Consider the following 19,951-nt stretch of genomic DNA (forward strand, 5'->3'; position numbering starts at 1 on the left):
GTAGCTTTATCTTGTCAAAAAGTAGGGTTTTATTTATGCTCACTCATCAAATACATACAATTATAAACGTATTTTGTTAGCCATGCTCTTGAGAGGAATAACAGGAATCCACAAGGAGCAAATGGGAGAATGTCTGGATGAGCAATGTGCCTTTAAATAACGGTCGCAGACGTTTCTTAACCGCTACCACAGCAGTGGTCGGCGGGTTGGGAGCGGCTGCTGTGGCTGTACCTTTTATCAAATCGTGGAACCCAAGTGCCAAGGCGAAAGCCGCCGGCGCCCCGGTCGAAGTTGACATCAGTAAACTCGAAGCGGGGCAAATGGTTCGCGTCGAATGGCGTGGTAAACCGGTCTGGGTTGTACGTCGTTCGCAGTCAATCGTCGATGGTCTTAAACAGCACGATGATCAACTGCGCGATCCAAATTCTGAAGAAGATCAACAACCTGACTACGCACAAAATACCTACCGCTCGATCAAGCCTGAATACTTTGTCGCGGTTGGTATCTGTACCCACCTGGGCTGTTCACCTACCTATTTACCGGACTCTTTTAGTGAACAAGTGCAAGGTGTTAAATCGGGTTTCTTCTGTCCTTGTCATGGTTCTAAGTTCGACATGGCGGGCCGTGTATTCCAGGGTGTACCTGCTCCACTCAACCTGGTCATTCCTAAGTACATGTACCTGAGCGATACCCGTATGGTTATCGGTCTTGACGAAACCGGGGAGGCATAATGCAAGCACTACTTGATTGGGTGGAAAAACGCCTGCCCGCAATGAATGCGTACAAAAAGCACCTGTCTGAATACCCGATGCCGAAGAACTTTAACTTTTGGTACCTTTTCGGTTCCTTGGCAATGCTGGTATTGGTGAACCAGATCCTGACCGGTATCTGGCTGACAATGAACTATGTGCCGTCCGGCGAAGGGGCGTTTGCCTCAGTCGAATACATCATGCGTGATGTCGAATACGGCTGGCTGCTGCGTTACATGCACTCGACCGGCGCGTCGGCGTTTTTCGTGGTGGTTTACCTGCACATGTTCCGTGGTCTGATCTACGGCTCGTACCAGAAACCGCGCGAGCTGCTGTGGATCTTCGGTATGCTGATCTTCCTGGCGTTGATGGCGGAAGCCTTTATGGGTTACCTGCTGCCATGGGGTCAGATGTCTTACTGGGGCGCACAGGTGATCATTTCTCTGTTTGGTGCCATTCCGGTGATTGGTGACGACCTGACTTTGTGGATCCGTGGTGACTACGTGATCTCCGGTGCGACCCTGAACCGCTTCTTTGCGCTGCACGTGATTGCGCTGCCGATCGTGCTGCTGCTGCTGATTGTACTGCACATTCTGGCGTTGCATGAAGTGGGTTCAAACAACCCGGATGGTATCGAAACCAAGCTGCCAAAAGGCTCGATGGGGGACGATTACCAGAGCCAGTTCAAGTTCCATGAGTACTACACCAAGAAATACGACATTATCGATTCGATTCCTTTCCATCCTTACGGCACGGTAAAAGATCTGGTTGGTGTGGCGGGTTTCTTGTTCCTGTTCTGTTATGTGCTGTTCTTTAATCCAGAGATGGGAGGCTATTTCCTTGAGCCGCCTAACTTTGAAGCGGCTAACCCGCTCAAAACCCCTGAGCACATTGCACCGGTTTGGTATTTCACTCCGTTCTACGCTATTTTGCGTGCGGTACCGGACAAGCTGATTGGTGTTATCGCGATGGGTGCATCGATTGTGGTGCTGTTCCTGTTGCCGTGGCTGGACCGCTGTAAAGTGCGTTCTTACCGCTACCGCAGTAAGTTCCACCTGGTGAACATTATCCAATTTACCATTTGTTTCATTGCCCTGGGTATTCTGGGCGCGCTGCCTGCGACGCCAACTTATACTCTGCTGGCGCGCATCTTTAGTCTGGGTTACTTCATGTTCTTCGTGCTGCTGTTCTTCTACAGTAAAAACGAAGCAACCAAACCATTACCGAAGAGGGTGACATTCAAATGAAAAAATGGATTGTAATTTTGTTTGCCATGCTGCCTTCCCTGGTGATGGCAGCCGGAGCCAATGTACATCTGGACAAAGCGGGTAATGACCTGACTGACAAGGCTTCTTTGCAGCGTGGCGCCAAGCTGTTTATGAACTACTGTTTTGGTTGTCACTCGACTCAGTATCAGCGTTATGAGCGCGTTGCCACTGACTTGGGGATTCCGGCTGACCTGATGAAAGAGAATCTGATTTTTGATCCGCAAACCAAAATTGGTTCGTTGATGGAAAACGCGATTCCGCAAGAGTCCGCGGCCAAGTGGTTCGGCGCGCCGCCTCCGGATCTGACTCTGGTGGCTCGTGTGCGTGGTGTTGACTGGCTGTATACCTACCTGCGTTCTTTCTATGCCGATCCGAGTCGTCCGTTCGGGGTCAACAACATTGTCTTCCCGAGCGTTGGTATGCCGCACGTACTGGAAGAGCTGCAAGGTATTCCGGATCCGGTATTCGGCACCCATATGGTGAACGGTGAAGAAGTGCGTACCGTGGTGGGCACCCAATCACGTGGTAATGGCGAACTGAGCAGCGGCGAATTTGATATGGCAGTGCGTGACCTGGTGAACTTCCTTGAGTATTCCGGTGAGCCGGTCAAGCTCGAGCGTCAGAGCATGGGCTGGTGGGTGATGGCCTTCCTGGTGCTGTTGACCATAGTTGTTGTGCTGCTCAAGAAAGAGTATTGGCGTGATGTGCACTAATTGTGCTATTATGCCGTGCTAATTCTTGATTCATCGAATCATCAATGGAGGCTTAGCCTCCATTGTTTTTTATATTTGTAAGTGTGTGCTGGAGGGCTCCATGGCTGTAGCTGCCAATAAACGTTCTGTGATGACTCTATTTTCTAGTGCGTCAGATATGTATAGCCATCAGGTGCGTATTGTGCTGGCTGAAAAGGGTGTCAGTGTTGAGGTTGAGCTGGTAGACGATAACAATCTGCCTGCAGAACTGCTTGAACTGAACCCATATAAATCAGTACCAACATTGGTTGACCGTGAGCTTGCGCTTTACGACTCAAAAATCATCATGGAATACCTTGATGAGCGTTTTCCTCATCCGCCATTGATGCCTGTCTACCCGGTTGCCCGTGGTAACAGCCGTCTGATGATTTACCGTATCGAACGTAACTGGTATTCACTGGCAGACAAGATCGTGACAGGTAGTGCGGAGGAAGCGGAATCTGCACGTAACGAACTGCGTGGTGAGCTGCTGACTCTGGGGCCGCTCTTTGCTGAATACGAATACTTCATGAGCGAAGAGTTCAGCCTGATCGACTGCTACCTGGCTCCGCTGTTGTGGCGTCTGCCGGTACTGGGCATTGAACTGATCGGCCCGGGTTCTAAAGAGCTGAAGATTTACATGAACCGTGTGTTCGAACGTGATTCATTCCTGGCTTCTCTGACTGAAGCAGAACGCGAGATGCGTCTGTCTCGTTAAGGCCTGAGTAATGGATATCGAGCAAATGACACCGCGCCGGCCATACATGCTTCGGGCATTTTATGACTGGCTGCTGGATAACGAACTGACGCCTCATCTGGTGGTTGATGCCACTCTGCCGGGTGTACGTGTTCCGATGGAATACGTACAGGACGGTCAGATCATTCTTAATGTTGCGCCACGTGCGGTCGGTAACCTGGAACTGGGTAACGACGCGGTCACATTCAGCGCCCGTTTTGGCGGTCGCCCGCATCAGGTTATCGTGCCTATTTACGCGGTACAGGCCATTTATGCCCGTGAGAACGGGGCGGGTACCATGTTTGAGCCTGAAGAGGCGTACATGGAACTGCCGGAAGAAAACCTGCAGGATGAGAGCCCGGCTGAGCCGGCGCTGACCGATGTATCGGTTGCTACGGTTGAGGATGATGGCGAGCAAGCTGGTGACGAGGAAGAAACACCTCGTCCGGCCAAAGGCAAACCAAGCCTGCGTGTGGTGAAATAACCGCAGGGTTATTCGTCATTAGAGTGGCAAGTTAGCCAGCAGAAAATCAAAAAGCAGCGTTATTACGCTGCTTTTTTTATGTCTTGATTTTTATGTCTCGATTTGCGGACCGGGCATTTTTTTATGCCCGGAGCCTGGGCTAATCTGCGTGAGACACTCAGCGTTTAGTCCGCATACTGAAACGCTTTGATGACCTGAGTAACACCGGAGATATTGCGCGCAACGTCGGTGGCGATAGCAGCATGTTCACGGCTGACATAGCCAAACAGGTACACTTCACTGTCCTCGGTGATCACCGAGACTTTCACCCCGTTGAGTTCACCTTTGGCCAGCAGCGCTGATTTCACCTTAGTGGTGATCCAGCTGTCATTACTGATTTGGCCAAACGAAAGCGGCTCTTTAATCTTGACCTGGTTGTGCAGCTCTTTGACACCTTGCAGCTGCTCGACCTGGCCGACGAACTGGCGCAGCATATCTTCAGTCCGCGACTGACCGATCAGAATCACGGTACCACGGTAGGATTTGGCTGTGATACGCATCTGATGCTGGTAAGGCGTTTTATTGGCCAGACCGGTAATGTCGAGCTCCAGATTGTTATCTTTCCAGATCTCTTGCGTGGAGCGCGGATCGGTTGCGATATTGACCGTGGTCGCGGCACCGGCGATAAACAGTCCGGCACATCCCGACAGGGAGACCAGAGCCAGTAAAACAGAAAATAGGCGTAGTGTTTTCATAACTTACTCTTCGTGAGCGGGAAATAAAACCTGATCGATCAAGTCGCACAAACAGTGCAGGGTGACCATGTGCACTTCCTGAATTCGGGCGGTACGGTGCGAAGGAATGCGGATTTCCACATCGTTTTCACCCAGCAGGCCCGCCATCTCGCCGCCGTCTTTGCCGGTCAGCGCGATAATGGTCATGTCACGGGTTACTGCCGCTTCCATCGCTTTGATAATGTTCTGGCTGTTACCACTGGTGGAGATCGCCAGCAGAATGTCACCTGGTTGACCAAATGCGCGCACCTGTTTGGAAAAGATTTCCTGATAGTGGTAGTCGTTAGCGACCGCGGTCAGGGTGGTATTATCAGCGGTCATGGCCATGGCTGGCAGACTCGGGCGTTCAGTTTCGAAACGGTTAATCAGGCAAGAGGTAAACTGCTGCGCGTTTGAGGCTGATCCCCCGTTGCCACAGCACAGGATCTTGTTGCCATTAAGCAGGGTCGCGACCATCGCCTGAGCGGCATGCATGATGGCATCCGGCAGCGCTTCTGCGGCGGCGATTTGAATTTGAATACTTTCGGTAAAACTGTCTTTAATGCTGTCTAGCATCGATTATCCTTCGGTGATTGCATTTTTTATCCAGTCAATCTGGCGTCCGTTATCATGAATGGCCACGACATCGAATCGAAAACTGGTGTGGTCGGCACTCAGGCCTTGTTTGAGCATCCACCAATTTGCCGCTTTGATCAAGCGTGCCTGCTTCTGTCTGGTTACGGTTTCAGCAGCGTGACCGTGGCGCTGGTCATGGCGGTATTTCACTTCAACGAACACCAGGGTGTCATTGTCGCGCATGATCAAATCCAGTTCACCGGCCTTGACCTGAAAGTTTTGCTCAATCAGGAGCAGGCCGTGGCGGCGCAGATAATCTGCCGCCGCCTGTTCATAATTCTGACCTTGCTGACGCCGGTTGACTGGCTTAAGACGGCTAAAGAGCCCCATGGTCAGCCCAGCTGATTTCACGCTGTACAACACAGTTATCGTCAATGCCCAGCACACCGGTCTGGCCCTGGATAGTATAACCTTGGACGACTTTCATCTGCGGAAGTTCAACCATCAGCTGGTACGCATCCATGCCCATTGCCTGTAAACGGCGCTCGGCGTTGGAAGAGTTTGGCCACAGTTTTTCCATCTGCTCGGCAATCTTCTCATCCGGGTGAATCAGCAGTGGAATGTCGCTGTAGCTGACACCGCTCAGATCTTCATACTGGCGACCGCCGCTGTTGCTGGCTGAGTTCGAGAACAGTTTTGGTGGCTGAGTATCCGGGTTAATCGCTACTTCAATGAATGGCTTAATCAGGGTCAGGTCCGCACTATTGGCGACGATATACACGGCGTCGATGTCACGACGACTGCGCGGCTGGCTTTCCATCTTCATGCCCAGCAGGGATTCCATCTGAGCAATATTCTGCTGGCTGTCCTGCAGACCAAACACATTGTTGATGTTGCGTTGTAGCTGACGGCGATCCTGATACTGACTGACCGCGACTTTGTGTTTGCTGTACTGTTTCCACGCCTGGTCAAAGGCTTCAACCACACGCTGGCCGTAGTTGCCTTGCGGGGCCAGAATCAATGGATAGCGGTAGCCTTGATCATACAAATGCTTGGCTGCCTGCTCGACTTCCTGCTCGGGTGACAGGGCGAGGTAACAGGTGTCCGCACCTTCCTCGACCTGATCGGGAATATTGAGTGCCAGGGCCGGGATGGTCTGACCGCGTTGCTGCTGATGTTTCTGCAGCGCTTGGATGTTGTCTTTAATCAGCGGACCGACCACGAAATCAATCTTGTTGTTGATGAGGGTTTTGTCGATCGACTCTGGCGTTTCACTGTTGGTATCGATGATGGTCAGCGTTGCTTGCGGATCGCGCTGTTCATCGTTCATCAGTGCCATGATGAAGCCATCGCGGATCTGGTGTGCCGGCTTGGAGAATTTACCACTCAGCGGCAGCAGCAGCGCGGTGTGCTTAGGTTTGACGATTTCCAGGTTAAGGATATCTTCAATTGCCTGCGGGGTATAACGTGCTGCCGGATGATCCGGATTCTCCTGCAGCCATTTTTGCAGGGTATTCTTCAACTGGGGCAGATCGCTGCCCAGCGTTTTGACATACACTGCCAGTTGCAGCCAGCCGTCCAGCACCGCTTCATCGGCACCGGCCGAGAGCTTGGTGATGTCCTGGGCAGAGTAGCGGCTCAGGTTGGTCCAGATTTGGTCGGATAAGGCTTCATACTGCTCGCGATTGACGAAATCATACAGCGCAACCAGCTCGCGGCTGGAGTCAAAGCTGCGATCCTGCGCGGTGAAAATATCGGCCCGCAGCTGGTGGTATTGCTGCCACTGCTGATCGGCCAGTTGCCAGTCGTGGGTAAATTGCAGCTGCTCAAGGGCATCGGCGTACTGCCCGGCGTTAAACAGCTGTGCTGCGTGAGTCAGGCGCCATTCCGCCTGCTGCGAATGGCTCAGGGTCTGTTTGGCGAGGCGACGGTTAATCAGGTCGGCCTGCGCGGTGTCGTTTTCTGCCAGTGCTGCTTTCAGCGCCATGATCAACCAGTCGTTTTGCAGGCTGCCTTGACTGCTGTCCGCTTGCATCAAATAGACCTGGGTCGGCAAGCTTGGCTCGTCTGTCAGGTTGACTTTCAACGGTGAGGTTGAGGTCGACGAACAGGCGGCCAGGGTAATTGCTAATGCAACGGGAGTGAGTAAGCGTGGTACACTGCGTCTCTGATGGTTTTTCATAGCCATGAGTTCTTTCGTTAATCCGTGTAAAATTGTCTCTATATTAATCGTTGAAGTGATGGTAAACAAATGACAGATAGCAAAACCTTGCCGACAGAAGTCCCAACTTTATACATAGTTCCGACTCCGATAGGCAATCTAGGGGATATTACCCAACGGGCACTGGATGTGCTGTCAAATGTTGACGTTATCGCCGCAGAAGACACTCGTCACACGGGCAAACTGCTGTCGCACTTCAATATTCAAACGAAGACGTTCGCTCTGCATGATCACAACGAACAGCAAAAAGCTCAAGTATTAGTTGAGAAATTACTGGCCGGGCAATCTATTGCGCTTGTGTCTGATGCCGGGACACCACTCATCAGTGATCCAGGTTACCATTTAGTCAATCAGTGTCGTCAGGCCGGTGTTAAAGTTGTGCCATTACCAGGTGCGTGCGCGGTAATCACCGCGCTGAGTGCCTCGGGTCTGCCATCTGACCGCTTTAGTTTTGAAGGCTTTTTACCAGCGAAGAGTAAGGGCCGTAAGGATAAATTCTTGGAAATCGCTAAAGCCGAACGGACCTGTATCTTTTATGAATCGCCGCACCGGATTACCGAATCCCTGCAGGATATGCTGGAGATCCTCGGCCCGGAGCGTGATGTGGTGCTGGCGCGTGAACTGACCAAAACCTTTGAAACCATTCAGGGGCTGCCGCTCGGCGAGTTGATCGACTGGATTGAAGAAGACGACAACCGCAAACGGGGCGAGATGGTGCTGCTGATCCACGGCTATCGTGATAGTGCTGAAGAGTCGCTGCCGGAAGAAGCGTTGCGCACGCTGGGGATTCTGGTTAAAGAGCTGCCATTGAAAAAAGCGGCCGCCGCCACAGCGGAAATCTACAACCTGAAAAAGAACGCACTGTATAAGTGGGGGCTGGACAACCTGGGCTAAGCCCACAATGGCACCCAAATCGCTGCAGGAATGACCACTTGGGCTCAATTTTAGCACTAAGTCCGATTCTTCCTAGACAGTGGCGGGCGTTGCCGCTAGAATTCGCGCCTGGAGTTGACTGGGTAGTCGCTGCCTTATTGACGTCCCTTGACCTTGTGTTGGGGAGACTGATAAGGGGGAGGAAAGTCCGGGCTCCATAGAGCAGGGTGCCAGGTAACGCCTGGGGGGCGCAAGCCTACGACAAGTGCAGCAGAGAGAAGACCGCCGATGGCCCGCAAGGGATCAGGTAAGGGTGAAAGGGTGCGGTAAGAGCGCACCGTGCGTCTGGCAACAGTTCGTAGCAGGGTAAACTCCACCCGGAGCAAGACCAAATAGGCTTCCACACAGCGTGGCTCGCGTTAGGAAGCGGGTAGGTTGCTTGAGCCAGTGAGCGATTGCTGGCCTAGACGAATGGCTACTACCGCGCAAGCGGAACAGAACCCGGCTTATACGTCGGCTCCACCTATTCAGGACCCATCATAACGGCAACGTTATGATGGGTTTTTTGCTTTTTACTGACTTAGTCGACCGTAAAACCATTAAACTTAGCGCAATGTCACGTCCTGTATATGCTTATGGGTAGCAGTAGTGCGGGAAATCGGTACACTACTCACAGACACTGACGGGCGTTCCCGCAAAATGAGACCATTATGACTGAATCTTTCCAACATATTTCCGTGCTTCTCCATGAATCGATCGACGGTCTGGCAATTAAGCCGGACGGCACTTATATCGATGGCACCTTTGGTCGTGGCGGGCACAGCCGTACTATTTTGTCCAAATTGGGTCCGAATGGCCGTTTGTTCAGTATTGACCGCGATCCGCAGGCCATCGCCGAAGCAGAGAAGATCGACGATCCGCGCTTTACCATCGTACATGGCCCGTTTTCCGGCATTGCCGAATACGCCGAGCGTTACGATTTAGTCGGTAAGGTCGATGGGGTGCTGTTTGACTTAGGTGTCTCTTCACCGCAGCTGGACGATGCCGAACGTGGTTTCAGTTTTATGAAAGACGGCCCGCTCGACATGCGGATGGACCCGACTTCCGGCCTGCCGGTGTCGGAGTGGCTGCTGCAGGCGGATCTCGATGACATCACCTGGGTGATTCGTGAATTTGGGGAAGACAAGCACGCGCGCCGTATTGCCAAAGCAATTGTTGCTCATCGTGACAACGAAGAAAAAGAGCCGCTGACTCGCACCAGTCATCTGGCTGCGCTGATTTCTGAAGCGGCGCCAAAGAGCTTTAAAGAGAAAAAACATCCGGCGACGCGCACGTTCCAGGCCTTTCGTATCTACATCAACAGTGAACTGGAAGAGATTGATACTGCCCTTAAAGGTGCGGCTTCGATTCTGGCGCCTGAAGGCCGTTTGTCTGTGATCAGTTTCCACTCGCTGGAAGATCGCATGGTGAAACGCTTTATCCGTAAAGAGAGTCAGGGCCCGGAAGTGCCGCACGGCCTGCCACTGACCCAGGATCAGATCAAAGCGCTCGGTAGCGCTAATCTGAAAGCGGTCGGTAAGGCGATTAAACCTTCGCAGCAGGAAGTGGAGATGAATCCGCGTTCACGCAGTTCGGTGCTGCGCATTGCAGAAAAACTGTGATGGCCAGCAATCGACCTTCTCATAACCGATAAACATAACCGCTAACCGAGAGCTGAAAGCGGGTAATGATTAGCTCAAAGCAGGTAAGAAATAGTTAATATGTCGCAAACCAAGCCGAACCTTGCCAAACTTATCGCTCTCGACCTGCTTACGGTCGGGCGGGTGCCTTTGGTGATGCTGGGGCTGATTTTTGCGTCAGCCATGGGGGTGGTGTTCACCACCCACCATACCCGCCAGGCCATTACTGCAAAAGATCAGGTACTGGAAGAGCGTGACCACCTCGACAACGAGTGGCGCAACCTGATCCTGGAAGAAACCGCACTGGCGGAACACAGCCGGGTGCAGGAAGTGGCCCAAAACGACCTCAATATGAAACGTCCTGATGCTGACAAAGAAGTAGTGATTGAACTCAAATGACGAAAAAGCCAGCCAAAGACAGCGCCAAGTCTAAATCTAAGTCTGCCGATAGCCCTAAATCCAAACCTCAAGCCAGCGCAGGCGATGCGCCGACATTCATTCGCTGGCGTTTTTATCTGATCGTATTTTTTGTGTTGCTGGCTTTCGGCCTTTTGGTCGGGCGTTTGGCATTTATCCAGATCATTGAGCCGGATAACCTGATCCGTCAGGGCGATATGCGCTCGGTGCGGGCCAAAACGCTCGAATCGGCGCGCGGTATTATTTCCGATCGCAATGGTGAAGCGTTGGCGGTCAGTGTGCCGGTCGAAGCGGTATGGGCCGATCCGGCCACGATTTACAAAAAGGGCGGTCTGGTCGAAAAGGATCGCTGGTACGCGCTGGCCGATGTACTGGGTCTGGACCGTCAGGAAATGATGAAAAAAATCGCCGACAACCAAACCCGGCGCTTCATCTACCTGCAGCGTCAGGTCAGCCCGGCGATGGCGAAATACATTCGTGAGCTCAAGTTGTCCGGGGTCGGACTGAAATCGGAATCGCGCCGCTACTACCCGGCCGGTGAAGTCAGTGCGCACCTGATTGGTGTGACCGGTATAGACGGTCATGGCCTGGAAGGGGTCGAGCGCAGTTATGACAAATGGCTGACCGGTGAAGCGGGTAAGAGTATTATTCGTAAAGACCGCTATGGCCGCGTGGTGGAGAACATCTCGCTCGAAGAGCGTGAAGAGGGCAAGCCGCTTAAGCTGACCATCGATCAGCGTCTGCAGGCGATTGCGTTTCGTGCGGTCAAGCAGGCAATGGCCGATTATCGCGCCACTTCTGCTTCGGCGGTAATGCTGGATGTCAAAACCGGCGCGGTGCTGGCGATGGTCAATGCGCCGTCGTATAACCCGAATAACCGTGCTGACTGGCAGAGCTTTAAAATGCGTAACCGGGTCATCACCGATGCGTTTGAGCCGGGGTCGACGGTCAAACCGTTTGTGGTCCTGGCGGCGCTGGCCAACGGCACGGCGGATGAGAAAACCATTATCGATACCGGCGATGGGGTAATGCGCATCGGCGGCAGCCGGGTGCGCGATACGTCGAAAGTCGGTAAAGCGACGCTGCAGATGATTCTGAAAAAATCCAGCAACGTCGGTGTGGCTCACCTGGCGCTGGGGATGCCGCTGCAGGATATGCTCAGTATGTATAACGCAGTCGGCCTGGGTGAAGTGTCCGGCCTTAACCTGGTTGGTGAAACCACCGGTATTTTCCCCAATCGCCGCCGCTGGTCGCAGTTTGAAATTGCCACCCTGGCGTTTGGCTACGGTCTGGCGATCACCCCGATCCAGCTTGCGCACGCTTATGCCACCTTAGGTAACCTGGGTAAATACCAGCCGGTGCATCTGATTGACAGTAACGATGACGATCTGTCGCACCAGGTGGTGGACGCCAAATATGCCCGCAAAGTGCTGGATATGCTGGAAACCGTGACCCAGCCGGGCGGTACGGCAGTCAAAGCCGCCGTACCGGGTTACCGGATTGCGGCCAAGTCAGGCACATCGCGCAAAGCGATTGCCGGTGGCTACAGCGATGAATATTTTGCCTATACCGCGGGTGTGGCGCCGGTCAGCGACCCGCGTATTTCACTGATGGTGATGGTCAATGAGCCGCAGGGCGACTCCTATTACGGCGGTGCGGTCGCCGGTCCGGTCTTTTCTGAAATTATGAAAGGCGCGTTGCAGATCTTAAACATTGCACCGGATGAGAACCGTTTTCAAAACTGAACCAACCCGGCCGTCGTCACGGCAGGGGCAGAGAGTGTGAGAATACAATGAACACTGGCATGGCCTTACCCCAACTGCTTGCTCCCTGGCTGAGCATTGATGAGCCAGAACTGACGGCGCTGACCGTCACCCGGCTGGAACTCGACAGTCGCAAAGTCAATCCGGGCGATACCTTTGTCGCCATTATCGGCCATGCAGCCGACGGGCGCCGCTTTATCGATAAAGCGTTGCAGCAAGGCGCGAATCTGGTTCTGGCGCAGGCGTGTGAGCAGCATCCGCATGGCCAGCTCGAGTGGCGCAGCGGTATGGCTGTCGTCTATCTGGCCGAACTGGGTGACCATTTGTCCGCTCTGGCCGGCCGTCTGTACGGCGTACATGCTAATCAGGTGATTGCCGTCACCGGCACCAATGGCAAAACCACCATTTCCCAGCTGATCGCGCAGTGGATTGAACTGCTCGGCAGCAAAGCTGCGGTGATGGGTACAACCGGTAATGGCTTTTTGGCCAACCTTGCGCCTGCCGCCAATACCACTGGTAATGCACTTCAGGTGCAGGAGACGCTGCATACGCTGGCGCAGCAAGGTGCGCAATACACCGCGATGGAGGTCTCCTCGCATGGTCTGGTACAGGGGCGCGTCAAAGCGCTGACTTTCGCCGCCGGGGTGTTTTCTAATCTCAGCCGCGACCATCTTGATTATCACGGTACCATGCAGGCTTACGCCGCCGCCAAACTGAGCCTGTTCACCGAGCACAATACGCAGCATGCGATTATCAATGTCGACGACGCTGTCGGCGCTGAATGGGCCGCACAGCTCTCCCAATCTGTGGCGGTTTCTCTGCTTGCTCAGCCAGCGTCTGAACGCCGTTTATGGGCAACGTCCGTCAGTTATGCTGAAAGTGGGATTACCCTTGATTTCAGCAGCAGCTGGGGCGAAGGGCAGCTGCATGCACCGCTGATTGGCGAATTTAATGCGTCCAATCTGCTGCTGGCACTGGCGACCTTGCTCAGTCTTGGTTTTGATAAAGCAGCGCTGTTAGCAGCGGCGCCTAAATTAACGCCGGTGTTAGGTCGCATGGAATTGTTTCAGGCGCCGGGCAAGGCCAAAATCGTGGTCGATTACGCCCATACCCCGGATGCGCTGGAAAAGGCGCTGCGGGCACTGCGCGTGCATTGCCAGGGGCAGCTGTGGGCGATTTTTGGTTGTGGCGGTGACCGCGATAGCGGCAAACGCCCGATGATGGCCGCCGTGGCGGAGCAGTTTGCCGATCGGGTGATTCTGACCGACGACAACCCGCGCAGTGAAGACCCGCAACGAATCGTCCAGGACATGCTGGCCGGTATGCGTGAGCCTGCCCATGCCCATGTCGAGCACCGCCGTCTGGATGCGGCGCGTTTTGCGCTGCAGCAGGCCGGTGAGCAGGACATCATTCTGCTGGCGGGCAAAGGGCATGAAGATTATCAGGTGCTGGCGGATGAGACGATTCACTACTCGGACCGTGAAAGCGCCCAACAACTACTGGAGTTACCGGCATGATTACCACGACTTTAACTCAGCTTGCGGCTGTACTGGGCGCGCGCCTTGTGGGCGCAGACCGCGCAATCAGTGCGGTTTCAACCGATACCCGCAATCTGCCGCCTGAAGCCTTGTTTGTGGCTCTGGTCGGCGAGCGCTTTGACGCGCACGATTTTGCCGCCCAGGCAGTAGAAGCCGGTGCCAGTGCCTTCTTGGTTGAGCGCGAACTGGCGGTTGCGGCGCCGCAACTGATTGTGGACGACAGCAAACAGGCGCTCGGCCAGCTGGCAAGCTGGGTGCATCAGCAGTGCCAAACCCCGACCATTGCGATCACCGGCAGCTGCGGTAAAACCACGGTTAAAGAGATGGTGGCCAGTATTCTTAGCGCCAAAGGTCAGGTGCTGTTTACCGCCGGTAACTTTAATAATGATATCGGGGTGCCGCTGACGCTGCTGCGCTCGACAGCGCAGGATGATTACGCGGTGATTGAGCTTGGTGCCAATCACATCGGTGAGATTGCTTATACCACCGCGCTGGTGAAGCCGGATGTGGCAGTGGTCAACAATGTGGCGGCTGCGCACCTGGAAGGTTTTGGCTCGATTGATGGGGTGAAACGCGCTAAAGGTGAAATTTATCAGGGTCTTAAGCCGGGGAGCACCGCACTGGTCAACCTCGATAGTCACGGCGGTGAACTGTGGCAGGCGGTGCTGGCCGACAAAACGGTGCAAACTTTTTCCGTGACGGATCACAGCGCTGACTTTTATCCGCGTGACATCGTGTTGAATAGCGCCGGTGAAGCGAGTTTTATCATGGTGACGCCGCAGGGAGAAATCGCGGTGAAGCTTGGCATTATCGGCCAGCACAATGTCGCCAATGCGCTGGCAGCCTGCGCACTGGCACTGGAACTGGGCGCGACACTGAGTGAGGTTCAGGCCGGGCTGGCTCATCTGGCCAAAGTGAAAGGCCGGGTGGAGGCGACGCAACTGACCGACAACATTCGTCTGATTGACGACAGCTACAATGCCAGTGTTCCGGCCATGCAGGCCGCGGTGGATCTGCTGGGTGGTTTTTGTGCCACCCGCTGGTTGATTTTAGGCAATATGGCCGAGTTAGGCGAGGAAAGCCTTGCACTTCACCGACAAGTCGGTGAACATGCTGCACCATTCCAGTTTGAATATGTTCTGACATATGGTGAGGATACGAAAGTGATCAGCGAGGTCTGTCACGGCCGTCATTTTACCTCTCATCAGGATATGATTATGTTTATCGAGCAGCAACTTGACCAACAACAGGATCGCGCTCACGTACTGATCGTCAAAGGGGCGAACAGTGCGGGTATGGGCCAGATCGCTGCTGCTCTTAAGGAGAAATACTCATGATTATTTGGCTTGCGGAGTTACTCCAGCCATATTTTTCGTTTTTCCGTTTGTTTGAATACCTGTCATTTCGAGCAATCGTCAGCATCCTGACCGCCCTGGCGCTCTCCTTGTGGATGGGCCCGCGTCTGATTAAACGCCTGCAGCTGCTGCAAATCGGCCAGGTGGTACGTAACGACGGTCCGGAATCGCATTTCAGTAAACGCGGTACGCCGACCATGGGCGGGGTGATGATTCTGGCTTCGATCATTATCACTGTCCTGCTGTGGTCTGATTTAAGCAACCCGTATGTGTGGGCGGTACTGGCGGTACTACTCGGCTATGGGGTGGTCGGTTTTGTCGATGATTACCGTAAAGTGGTGCGTAAGAACACCGACGGCCTGATCGCACGCTGGAAATATTTCTGGCAGTCGGCGATTGCGCTGGTGGTGGCATTTGCCCTGTATGCCCATGGCCAGGATACTGCCGCGACTCAGCTGGTGGTGCCTTTCTTCAAAGATGTCATGCCGCAGTTGGGGCTGTTGTACATCGTGCTGACTTACTTTGTGATTGTCGGAACCAGTAATGCGGTCAACCTGACCGATGGTCTGGATGGCCTGGCGATCATGCCGACCGTACTGGTCGCGGCCGGTTTTGCCGTGATTGCCTGGGCAACCGGTAACGTTAACTTCGCTAATTATCTGCATATTCCATACATTCCGTACACCTCGGAGCTGGTGGTGGTCTGTACTGCCATGGTCGGTGCCGGCCTGGGCTTCTTGTGGTTCAACACCTATCCGGCGCAAGTGTTTATGGGCGATGTCGGCTCACTGGCACTGGGCGGCGCGCTGGGTACGATTGCCGTGCTGGTGCGTCAGGAGTTTGTGCTGGTGATCATGGGCGGTGTGTTCGTGATGGAAACTCTGTCGGTGATTCTGCAGGTCGGCTCTTACAAGTTGCGCGGTCAGCGTATCTTCCGTATGGCCCCTATCCATCACCACTATGAATTGAAAGGCTGGCCGGAGCCGCGGGTTATCGTACGTTTCTGGATCATTTCCATCGTACTGGTACTGATTGGTTTGGCGACGCTTAAGGTGCGCTAATCCGGCTGGTGACGTTAAAGTAACTCACTGAAATTGGAAATAAAATGGACCGTTGGCAAGGCATTAAGCATGTAGTGGTCGCAGGGCTCGGTATTACCGGGCTCTCTGTCGTTAAATATCTGCAAAAATTTCATCCTCAGTTGCAGGTGCGGGTAATTGATACCCGTGATACGCCGCCCGGGCGTGACCAGCTTACCCCTGAGGTCGGCCTGCATTGCGGCAGCTGGAACCTGGAGTGGCTGCTGGAGGCGGATCTGATTGTCGCCAACCCCGGCATTGCGCTGGCCACGGCGCAGATTCAGCAGGCGCTGGCCGCCGGAGTCCCTGTGGTGGGTGACATTGAGCTGTTTGCCTGGCACTGCGATAAGCCGGTGATTGCGATTACCGGTTCAAACGGCAAAAGCACCGTCACCGATTTAACCGGCGTGCTGGCTAACGCTGCCGGTGTTGCAACCGCGATTGGCGGTAACATTGGTGTGCCGGCACTGGATTTACTCGCGACGTCTGCTGAGCTGTATGTGCTGGAGCTGTCCAGCTTCCAGCTTGAAACCACTGCCAGCCTGGCGCCGGTTGCCGCCGCCTTCCTTAATTTGTCTGAAGATCATATGGACCGCTACGACAGCATGCAGGACTACCGCGCGGCGAAACTGCGGATTTTTGACCATACGGCCACGGCGGTGATCAACGCCGATGACAATCAGACCTGGCCCGAGCAGGACAATGTCCGCAGCGTGAGCTTTGGTCTGGAACAGCCGGCCGATTACTGCACGGCACTCATCAGTGCCGACGGCGCTGAGCCGCAGGAGTGGCTGATGGCGCGCGGCACGGCAGTACTACCGAGCCGTGAACTGACCTTAGTCGGGCGACACAATGTCGCTAACGTACTGACGGTGCTTGCTTTACTCGATGCCGCGGGCGTGAATTATACAAATGCACTCGCGGCGCTTAAGTCTTACACCGGATTGACACATCGTTGTCAGGTGGTTGCCGATAATCAGGGTATAACCTGGGTTAACGACTCTAAGGCCACCAACGTGGCCAGCACGCTGGCCGCGCTGTCTGGTCTGAGCGTACAGAGCACTTTGTACCTGTTGGTCGGTGGGGTTGGCAAAGGGGCGGACTTTACGCCGCTGCAGCCGGTGTTGGCTACGCTGCCGCTGCAATTGTGCTGTTTCGGCCGCGACGGCGATCAGTTTATGTCGCTTCATCCGTCGGCGCAGCGTTATGACAGCATGCAGGATGTGGTGCGTGCGATTCGCCCGCAACTTCAGGCCGGAGATATGGTCTTACTGTCGCCTGCCTGTGCCAGCTTTGATCAGTTTGCTAACTTTATGGCGCGCGGCGATGCTTTTGCTGAGCTGGCCCGTGACTATGCTTAATCTATCAATCAGCATCATCTGCCGGTGTGCAGCGTTATCGATGTACTTAACTAAGCGCTTATTTCATTAAGCGCTTGATGCAATTAAACCAAGGGAACGATTTTGTTACTGTCCAGACCCATTTCCGCCCTGAGCCACTGGCTGCGCACGCCCTCACCACAAGTCCTGTTTGACCGGCAACTGGTGTGGATTGCGCTCGGCCTGATGCTGATTGGCCTGGTGATGGTGACGTCGGCTTCGTTCCCAATCAGTTCACGGCTGACTGACGATCCGTTCCACTTTATGTTCCGCCACGGCATCTTTCTGTTGCTGGCGCTCGCCACTTCTTCCGTGGTGCTGCGGGTACCGATGCAACGCTGGATGCAATACAGCACCGTGCTGCTGGCGATCTCATTCCTTTTACTGATCATCGTGTTGCTGGCCGGTAAGTCGGTCAACGGTGCATCGCGCTGGATCCCGCTCGGGCTGTTCAACCTGCAGCCGGCCGAGGTGGCTAAGCTGTCACTGTTTATTTTCATGTCCGGTTATCTGGTGCGTAAACACGATGAAGTACGCCAGACCTTCTTCGGCGGCTTTATGAAGCCGATCATGGTGTTTGGTACCTTGGCGATCCTGCTGCTCGGCCAGCCCGATCTCGGGACTGTGATCGTGATGCTGGTGACGCTGTTTGGCATGCTGTTTATTGCCGGGGCCAAACTGTCCCAGTTCCTGGCACTGATGGTGGCTGGCATTCTGGCCGTGGTGGCGCTGATTGCTGCTGAACCGTATCGTATCCGCCGTGTGACCTCATTTCTAGACCCGTGGGAAGACCCGTTTGGCAGCGGTTATCAGCTGACTCAGTCTCTGATGGCTTTTGGCCGTGGCGAATGGTTCGGCCAGGGGCTGGGCAACTCGATTCAGAAGCTGGAGTACCTGCCGGAAGCGCACACCGACTTTGTATTCGCCGTGATGGCAGAAGAGCTTGGTTTTGTCGGTGTCACTCTGGTGCTGATGCTGATTTTCAGCCTGGTATTCAAAGCGATCCTGATCGGTAAAAAAGCGTTCGAACACGATCACCAGTTTGGTGGTTATCTGGCGTTTGGCATCGGTATCTGGTTTGCGTTTCAGACCTTAGTTAACGTCGGTGCTGCGGCCGGTATGGTGCCCACCAAAGGCCTGACTCTGCCGCTGATCAGTTACGGCGGCTCCAGTTTGATTATTATGTCGGTGGCGGTGTCGATACTGTTACGTATTGATCACGAATGCCGGCTGGCGCAACGCCACAACACAAAAGAACTCAATGATGAAAAACAATAAACGATTGATGGTAATGGCTGGTGGCACCGGAGGGCATGTCTTTCCGGGGCTGGCGGTGGCGAAACAGCTGCAGCAGCAGGGATGGGACATCCGCTGGCTGGGCACCGCTGATCGTATGGAAGCGGATCTGGTGCCTAAGCATGGTATCGAGATTGATTTTATTCGCGTCAAAGGATTACGCGGACAGGGTATTGCGCGCCTGATTAAAGCGCCGTTTCAGATAGTGAACGCCATTATGCAGGCACGCCGTCATATGCAGGCCTGGCAGCCGGATGCGGTGCTGGGCATGGGCGGTTACGTCAGTGGGCCGGGAGGCATCGCCGCCTGGACGCTGGGTATTCCAGTCGTGCTGCATGAACAGAATGCGGTGGCCGGACTGACCAACCAGTGGCTGTCGAAAATAGCCCGTAAGGTCTTTCAGGCTTTTGACGGCGCATTCCCGCACGCGCCGGTAGTGGGTAACCCGGTTCGCGCCGATGTGGTGGCGTTGCCGGCACCAGCGCAGCGTCTGGCTGGGCGTGAGGGCCCGGTGCGGATTCTGGTCATGGGCGGCAGTCAGGGCGCACGAATTCTTAACCAGACTCTGCCGCAGGTCGCCGCGAAACTGGGCGCCGGTTATCAGATTCGCCATCAGGCGGGCAAAAATAACCAGGCTGAGGTAGAACAGGCGTATCAGCAGCAGGGCGTGGCTGATGCCGAAGTGACCGAGTTTATCGATGATGTGGCGCAGGCTTATGCCTGGGCCGACCTTCTGGTGTGCCGCTCAGGCGCTTTGACCGTTTCTGAAGTGTCTGCAGCCGGAGTCGGCGCGATTTTCATTCCGTTTATGCACAAAGACCGCCAGCAGGCGCTTAATGCCGACCATCTGGTCGAATGCGGCGCGGCGCGAATGATTGAGCAGCCGCAACTGACCGTGGATAAACTGGCACAGACGATTTCCGGCCTGGATCGCGCGGCGCTGCTGGCGATGGCCGAGCAGGCCCGCCATGCGGCCAAACTGGACGCAGATAAAGTGGTGGCGGAGGCGATTATTGCGCTGACAGAGCCTGGCCACACTCCAAATTGAGAACAGA

Annotated in this window: 19 protein-coding genes and 1 other RNA gene; 16 read left to right on the forward strand and 4 right to left on the reverse strand. The window is 54.5% G+C overall.

All coding sequences use genetic code 11. The annotated features are described in order from the left end of the window. The first annotated feature begins 137 nt into the window (after positions 1 to 137). The 5 genes from petA to sspB all read left to right on the forward strand — a co-directional run bounded on the left by petA (position 138) and on the right by sspB (position 3,968). Positions 138 to 731, forward strand: a complete 594-nt coding sequence (petA, locus tag E6C74_RS03610; protein WP_136483335.1) for a ubiquinol-cytochrome c reductase iron-sulfur subunit — start codon at positions 138 to 140, stop codon at positions 729 to 731. Next, on the forward strand, positions 731 to 1,996 hold the full coding sequence (locus E6C74_RS03615; protein WP_136483336.1) for a cytochrome bc complex cytochrome b subunit: 1,266 nt from the start codon (positions 731 to 733) through the stop codon (positions 1,994 to 1,996). The genes petA and E6C74_RS03615 overlap by 1 nt, the downstream gene beginning before the upstream one ends. After that, positions 1,993 to 2,730 carry a cytochrome c1 gene (locus E6C74_RS03620; protein WP_136483337.1) on the forward strand — a complete coding sequence of 246 codons (738 nt, stop codon included), beginning with the start codon at positions 1,993 to 1,995 and terminating at the stop codon, positions 2,728 to 2,730. The genes E6C74_RS03615 and E6C74_RS03620 overlap by 4 nt, the downstream gene beginning before the upstream one ends. A gap of 100 nt (positions 2,731 to 2,830) precedes the next feature. Further along, positions 2,831 to 3,466 carry a stringent starvation protein SspA gene (gene sspA / locus E6C74_RS03625; protein WP_136483338.1) on the forward strand — a complete coding sequence of 212 codons (636 nt, stop codon included), beginning with the start codon at positions 2,831 to 2,833 and terminating at the stop codon, positions 3,464 to 3,466. Positions 3,467 to 3,476: 10 nt separating this feature from the next. Next, a complete protein-coding gene (gene sspB / locus E6C74_RS03630; protein WP_276605438.1) occupies positions 3,477 to 3,968 on the forward strand; it encodes a ClpXP protease specificity-enhancing factor in 492 nt (163 codons plus the stop codon). Positions 3,969 to 4,132: 164 nt separating this feature from the next. Here sspB and E6C74_RS03635 read toward each other — a convergent pair whose 3' ends face one another. The 4 genes from E6C74_RS03635 to E6C74_RS03650 are packed head-to-tail and all read right to left on the reverse strand — an operon-like array spanning position 4,133 to position 7,478. After that, positions 4,133 to 4,702 (reverse strand): BON domain-containing protein, encoded by a 570-nt coding sequence (locus E6C74_RS03635; protein WP_136483339.1) that lies wholly within the window; start codon positions 4,700 to 4,702, stop codon positions 4,133 to 4,135. A 3-nt stretch (positions 4,703 to 4,705) separates the two neighbouring features. After that, a complete protein-coding gene (locus E6C74_RS03640; protein ID WP_136483340.1) occupies positions 4,706 to 5,296 on the reverse strand; it encodes a phosphoheptose isomerase in 591 nt (196 codons plus the stop codon). 3 nt (positions 5,297 to 5,299) lie between these two features. Further along, positions 5,300 to 5,686, reverse strand: coding sequence for a YraN family protein (locus E6C74_RS03645; RefSeq protein ID WP_136483590.1), 387 nt, complete (start codon positions 5,684 to 5,686; stop codon positions 5,300 to 5,302). Next, on the reverse strand, positions 5,673 to 7,478 hold the full coding sequence (locus E6C74_RS03650) for a penicillin-binding protein activator (protein WP_136483341.1): 1,806 nt from the start codon (positions 7,476 to 7,478) through the stop codon (positions 5,673 to 5,675). The genes E6C74_RS03645 and E6C74_RS03650 overlap by 14 nt, the downstream gene beginning before the upstream one ends. Positions 7,479 to 7,547: 69 nt before the next feature. On the opposite strand from E6C74_RS03650, the gene rsmI reads away from it, so the two are divergent. The 11 genes from rsmI (at position 7,548) to murG (ending at position 19,944) form a co-directional block, all read left to right on the forward strand. Beyond that, complete coding sequence (gene rsmI, locus E6C74_RS03655) at positions 7,548 to 8,411, forward strand: 16S rRNA (cytidine(1402)-2'-O)-methyltransferase (protein ID WP_136483342.1); 864 nt, start codon at positions 7,548 to 7,550, stop codon at positions 8,409 to 8,411. Positions 8,412 to 8,521: 110 nt separating this feature from the next. Next, an RNA gene (rnpB, locus tag E6C74_RS03660) (RNase P RNA component class A) lies at positions 8,522 to 8,915 on the forward strand. 185 nt (positions 8,916 to 9,100) lie between these two features. Continuing rightward, the gene (gene rsmH, locus E6C74_RS03665; RefSeq protein ID WP_136483343.1) at positions 9,101 to 10,051 is read left to right on the forward strand and encodes a 16S rRNA (cytosine(1402)-N(4))-methyltransferase RsmH; all 951 of its coding nucleotides are present in this window, start codon (positions 9,101 to 9,103) and stop codon (positions 10,049 to 10,051) included. Between the two features lie 99 nt (positions 10,052 to 10,150). Then, the gene (gene ftsL, locus E6C74_RS03670; protein ID WP_136483344.1) at positions 10,151 to 10,468 is read left to right on the forward strand and encodes a cell division protein FtsL; all 318 of its coding nucleotides are present in this window, start codon (positions 10,151 to 10,153) and stop codon (positions 10,466 to 10,468) included. Continuing rightward, positions 10,465 to 12,231, forward strand: a complete 1,767-nt coding sequence (locus E6C74_RS03675) for a penicillin-binding transpeptidase domain-containing protein (RefSeq protein ID WP_136483345.1) — start codon at positions 10,465 to 10,467, stop codon at positions 12,229 to 12,231. The genes ftsL and E6C74_RS03675 overlap by 4 nt, the downstream gene beginning before the upstream one ends. A 47-nt stretch (positions 12,232 to 12,278) precedes the next feature. Beyond that, complete coding sequence (gene murE / locus E6C74_RS03680; RefSeq protein WP_136483346.1) at positions 12,279 to 13,766, forward strand: UDP-N-acetylmuramoyl-L-alanyl-D-glutamate--2,6-diaminopimelate ligase; 1,488 nt, start codon at positions 12,279 to 12,281, stop codon at positions 13,764 to 13,766. Further along, positions 13,763 to 15,124 (forward strand): UDP-N-acetylmuramoyl-tripeptide--D-alanyl-D-alanine ligase, encoded by a 1,362-nt coding sequence (gene murF, locus E6C74_RS03685; RefSeq protein WP_136483347.1) that lies wholly within the window; start codon positions 13,763 to 13,765, stop codon positions 15,122 to 15,124. Before murE ends, murF begins: the two co-directional genes overlap by 4 nt. Next, entirely contained in the window at positions 15,121 to 16,203 is a 1,083-nt protein-coding gene (gene mraY / locus E6C74_RS03690; protein WP_136483348.1) for a phospho-N-acetylmuramoyl-pentapeptide-transferase, read from the forward strand. Before murF ends, mraY begins: the two co-directional genes overlap by 4 nt. 44 nt (positions 16,204 to 16,247) lie before the next feature. After that, positions 16,248 to 17,582 carry a UDP-N-acetylmuramoyl-L-alanine--D-glutamate ligase gene (murD, locus tag E6C74_RS03695; RefSeq protein ID WP_136483349.1) on the forward strand — a complete coding sequence of 445 codons (1,335 nt, stop codon included), beginning with the start codon at positions 16,248 to 16,250 and terminating at the stop codon, positions 17,580 to 17,582. Between the two features lie 102 nt (positions 17,583 to 17,684). Then, the gene (ftsW, locus tag E6C74_RS03700) at positions 17,685 to 18,878 is read left to right on the forward strand and encodes a cell division protein FtsW (RefSeq protein WP_136483350.1); all 1,194 of its coding nucleotides are present in this window, start codon (positions 17,685 to 17,687) and stop codon (positions 18,876 to 18,878) included. Continuing rightward, on the forward strand, positions 18,865 to 19,944 hold the full coding sequence (gene murG, locus E6C74_RS03705) for an undecaprenyldiphospho-muramoylpentapeptide beta-N-acetylglucosaminyltransferase (RefSeq protein WP_136483591.1): 1,080 nt from the start codon (positions 18,865 to 18,867) through the stop codon (positions 19,942 to 19,944). Before ftsW ends, murG begins: the two co-directional genes overlap by 14 nt. Positions 19,945 to 19,951 lie beyond the last annotated feature (7 nt).

The sequence above is a fragment of the Vibrio sp. H11 genome, from assembly GCF_004804295.1.
Lineage (GTDB): Bacteria > Pseudomonadota > Gammaproteobacteria > Enterobacterales > Vibrionaceae > Vibrio > Vibrio ostreae.

What these genes read in the sequence shown, in the direction of transcription:
- petA (WP_136483335.1), top strand. Translation starts at nt 138, where the DNA reads ATGAGCAATGTGCCTTTAAATAACGGTCGCAGACGTTTCTTAACCGCT.
- E6C74_RS03615 (WP_136483336.1), top strand. Translation starts at nt 731, where the DNA reads ATGCAAGCACTACTTGATTGGGTGGAAAAACGCCTGCCCGCAATGAAT.
- E6C74_RS03620 (WP_136483337.1), top strand. Translation starts at nt 1,993, where the DNA reads ATGAAAAAATGGATTGTAATTTTGTTTGCCATGCTGCCTTCCCTGGTG.
- sspA (WP_136483338.1), top strand. Translation starts at nt 2,831, where the DNA reads ATGGCTGTAGCTGCCAATAAACGTTCTGTGATGACTCTATTTTCTAGT.
- sspB (WP_276605438.1), top strand. Translation starts at nt 3,477, where the DNA reads ATGGATATCGAGCAAATGACACCGCGCCGGCCATACATGCTTCGGGCA.
- E6C74_RS03635 (WP_136483339.1), bottom strand. Translation starts at nt 4,702, where the DNA reads ATGAAAACACTACGCCTATTTTCTGTTTTACTGGCTCTGGTCTCCCTG.
- E6C74_RS03640 (WP_136483340.1), bottom strand. Translation starts at nt 5,296, where the DNA reads ATGCTAGACAGCATTAAAGACAGTTTTACCGAAAGTATTCAAATTCAA.
- E6C74_RS03645 (WP_136483590.1), bottom strand. Translation starts at nt 5,686, where the DNA reads ATGGGGCTCTTTAGCCGTCTTAAGCCAGTCAACCGGCGTCAGCAAGGT.
- E6C74_RS03650 (WP_136483341.1), bottom strand. Translation starts at nt 7,478, where the DNA reads ATGAAAAACCATCAGAGACGCAGTGTACCACGCTTACTCACTCCCGTT.
- rsmI (WP_136483342.1), top strand. Translation starts at nt 7,548, where the DNA reads ATGACAGATAGCAAAACCTTGCCGACAGAAGTCCCAACTTTATACATA.
- rsmH (WP_136483343.1), top strand. Translation starts at nt 9,101, where the DNA reads ATGACTGAATCTTTCCAACATATTTCCGTGCTTCTCCATGAATCGATC.
- ftsL (WP_136483344.1), top strand. Translation starts at nt 10,151, where the DNA reads ATGTCGCAAACCAAGCCGAACCTTGCCAAACTTATCGCTCTCGACCTG.
- E6C74_RS03675 (WP_136483345.1), top strand. Translation starts at nt 10,465, where the DNA reads ATGACGAAAAAGCCAGCCAAAGACAGCGCCAAGTCTAAATCTAAGTCT.
- murE (WP_136483346.1), top strand. Translation starts at nt 12,279, where the DNA reads ATGAACACTGGCATGGCCTTACCCCAACTGCTTGCTCCCTGGCTGAGC.
- murF (WP_136483347.1), top strand. Translation starts at nt 13,763, where the DNA reads ATGATTACCACGACTTTAACTCAGCTTGCGGCTGTACTGGGCGCGCGC.
- mraY (WP_136483348.1), top strand. Translation starts at nt 15,121, where the DNA reads ATGATTATTTGGCTTGCGGAGTTACTCCAGCCATATTTTTCGTTTTTC.
- murD (WP_136483349.1), top strand. Translation starts at nt 16,248, where the DNA reads ATGGACCGTTGGCAAGGCATTAAGCATGTAGTGGTCGCAGGGCTCGGT.
- murG (WP_136483591.1), top strand. Translation starts at nt 18,865, where the DNA reads ATGAAAAACAATAAACGATTGATGGTAATGGCTGGTGGCACCGGAGGG.